3 protein-coding genes are annotated in these 2,782 nt (G+C 36.7%); 1 reads left to right on the top strand and 2 read right to left on the bottom strand.

Annotated features, from left to right (window positions below):
- Positions 1 to 43 precede the first annotated feature (43 nt).
- Both HRT72_13195 and HRT72_13190 read right to left on the bottom strand, forming a co-directional pair.
- Entirely contained in the window at positions 44 to 382 is a 339-nt protein-coding gene (locus HRT72_13195; GenBank protein ID NQY68663.1) for a hypothetical protein, read from the bottom strand.
- A 2-nt stretch (positions 383 to 384) separates the two neighbouring features.
- Positions 385 to 1,446: an acyltransferase gene (locus tag HRT72_13190; GenBank protein NQY68662.1), complete on the bottom strand. Its 1,062-nt coding sequence runs from the start codon at positions 1,444 to 1,446 to the stop codon at positions 385 to 387.
- Positions 1,447 to 1,787: 341 nt separating this feature from the next.
- Between HRT72_13190 and HRT72_13185 the strand changes: the two genes are divergently transcribed.
- Positions 1,788 to 2,782: DUF839 domain-containing protein (locus tag HRT72_13185; GenBank protein ID NQY68661.1), on the top strand; the 995-nt coding region annotated here is incomplete at its 3' end.

Here is a 2,782-nt window from a genome sequence, read left to right as displayed (position 1 = left end):
TTAGCTGCAATATCTAAACCTAATGAAAAGGCCACTTTGTCTTTTAAGTGATAAGAGGCTGTTGCGTATAGTTGAGCTGATGCGTCCATACACCATCTCTTTTCTCTCCTTCTTCCCAGCCAGAATTAACTTGTTTCTCGGTGTACGAAAAAAGAAAGCCTAAAGAAAACCAATCGAACTTTTTATCATAAAACCCACCAATATGAAAACCCATCCCAGGAGATCGATTTTCAAAAAGCGCAATTGGTAACCCAACGTCGACGTCGTCTATAAAACCAGAAGCAGTAAATCCTCCTTTAAAACCCAAACGATTCTGTACCTCTGCAAATGACTGAGATGAACCTAAAAGAAGTAGAGATGCGATGACTAAAAAACGAAACATGCCTATTTAAATAGTGAGATATTCAACAACTTCTCTTTCAAAAACAAACTAGGCTTTTCAATAAAATTCCAAGACAAATAAGCTAAAACAAATACTATAATGCTAGATATAATAGTATTACCAACTGGCGTTTGATCAGGTAATAAAACGGCCACTAATTGTTGTACAGGCCAGGCATATATATAAATACCATACGAAATATCACCTAGTTTTTTATCAATACTTATATAAGTGGTACGGTAAATAAGGAAGAAAATTAAATAAACAATTGAAATCGGAAAAACATATAAAAACCAATCTTGACCAAAAGAAAAAGCCACCAGAACTAACGATAGAATTGCTAATCTTAGATCCAATAATACTTTATCTCTATTTACATAAAAAAACACACCAATTAAAAAATACATCGCAGGCCTAGAAAATTTCTCACGCAAAGACACAAATGGAAGATCCATAAAATGATAATACCCAAATACTAATAAACCTCCTACAATTATATTTGAAATGTTTTTATGTTTAAAAACCCCAAACAAGCTAACAACAGCTAAAAGCACATAACATCTAACCTCAACAGGCAGCGACCAAAGCGAGCCATTGATCGCGGTGTTTGGAGAATCCTGAAATACCCCAGGTAATTCCCATTGCACATTATAATACAAGGTCATGTTTTTTAAGTAGACAAAGGTTTTCGAATCTGCAAGATAATCGGTTACCGAAAGACTTGTGAGCAAAGGTCCCATTACAAATACAGAAAGCAATACACAGACAATTAGACCTGGAAATATTCTAAGAACTCGTGAAATCGTATAATTAACGATACCACGATTTACTATACTAGCACATACCAAAAAACCACTAATGGCAAAAAAACCATCGACAGCTATGGCCCCAACCCAGGTAGATCCTTGAAAAATTGCATTCAACGGGTCCTTAAACCCCTCTAGTTTTTGGATCACGAAACTATGGCCATACAATACCAGCCAAGCAAGTACTATTCTTACAATTGTAAAGTTGTTCTTCCGACTTCCGTCAAAATCACCCAAATAATATAACTTATCACTCAAACCTATCTAATTAGATAATATTTAAACTTCAAATTGTCACGTCAGCAACAACACCAAAACTATATATAATTCGAATACAAATTATCTTCAACATTCAATTCTATTCGACCATATAAAAAAGAAATTATTATGTTCGAGTTTCGGTTTCATTTTCTCCATTCGGATGTAACAAGCTGCGTTATCATTTTTTAGCATTTTGCAAAAAAATTATAAAATCGAAAACACTAAGAACAAACTCTCCCAACACAATTTTTCATAAAACCATGAAAACCAACTACAATTTCCGGTTCGGATTAAGCTCGTGAAAATTGTAATATTACTCACACCTTAAATATTAAAACGTGAAATACTCCCTACTCATCCTTATCGGTTCTCTCTTGTATTCATGTTCCAGTGAAACAAAACAAGAGTCTATTGCAAATGATTCGCCATTTATACCTGTCGAATCTAATTTTACAACTACCGATCTTCTTTTACCAGAGGGCTTCACTTATAAAATTTTATTTCAAGCGGAAGAAAACAAAGTTGTTCGAAAAGATGGTAAGCGATTTCCCGCAAAAGGTTCACACGACGTAAGCGTATTTATTCCGGATTCAGTCTCTCCCGAAACCAAAGGCATCTTATACATTGGCCATGAAGGAGGAAATGTTAGCGAGCTTGGCGACGGTGGTGGCGCCACGGTTGCAGACTTAGAACTCGTTAATGGATCGTGGGAAGTGACCAGTGATTTCCACAACGTAGACTTCTCAACTGTGGGTGGTACACTTTGGAATTGCGGAGGTAGCCTAACTACCAATGGAACAGTATTAACCTGCGAGGAAGTGTGCGAACCTGCAAACGAAACAATGTATTCTAGTCAAGATAAAAATAGAGATACTACCAGATTTAACAATCGACCACTTTGGCAAAACATGGGCTACATTGTGGAAGTTGACCCGGTGAATAAAGAGGCCATTACAAAACATTGGAAAATGGGACGCTTTGTGCATGAAGATGCGTTAACTACAGAAGACGGCAAAACTGTTTACTTAACGAACGATAACTATCCTGCTGTCTTCTTTAAATTCGAAACGGCTATTCCATTCGATTATTCAGATGGCACGTTGTACGCCTACCAGCAATCGAAAGATGGAGAATCGGGCACTTGGCTTACGATGCCTATGGATACTCTATCGTTACTCTTTGCTAATAAAACGGCTTTAGAATTAGGTGCGACTCGTTTTATCCGCCACGAATGGATCGAAGAAATTAATGACAAGTTCTATATCACAGAAACTGGAGCAGACCAAATCGACTGGAGTGATTATGAGAATAACGACCAAAGAGTAGCTAAACA

It is taken from the genome of Flavobacteriales bacterium, assembly GCA_013214975.1.
In the GTDB taxonomy this organism is placed as follows: domain Bacteria; phylum Bacteroidota; class Bacteroidia; order DT-38; family DT-38; genus DT-38.
The sequence above is the reverse complement of the archived record's forward strand: the minus strand, read 5'-3'. Positions and strand labels throughout refer to the sequence as shown.

Bases quoted from the DNA above. Each gene is read 5' to 3' on its own strand.
- HRT72_13195 (NQY68663.1), bottom strand. From the start codon at position 382: ATGTTTCGTTTTTTAGTCATCGCATCTCTACTTCTTTTAGGTTCATCT.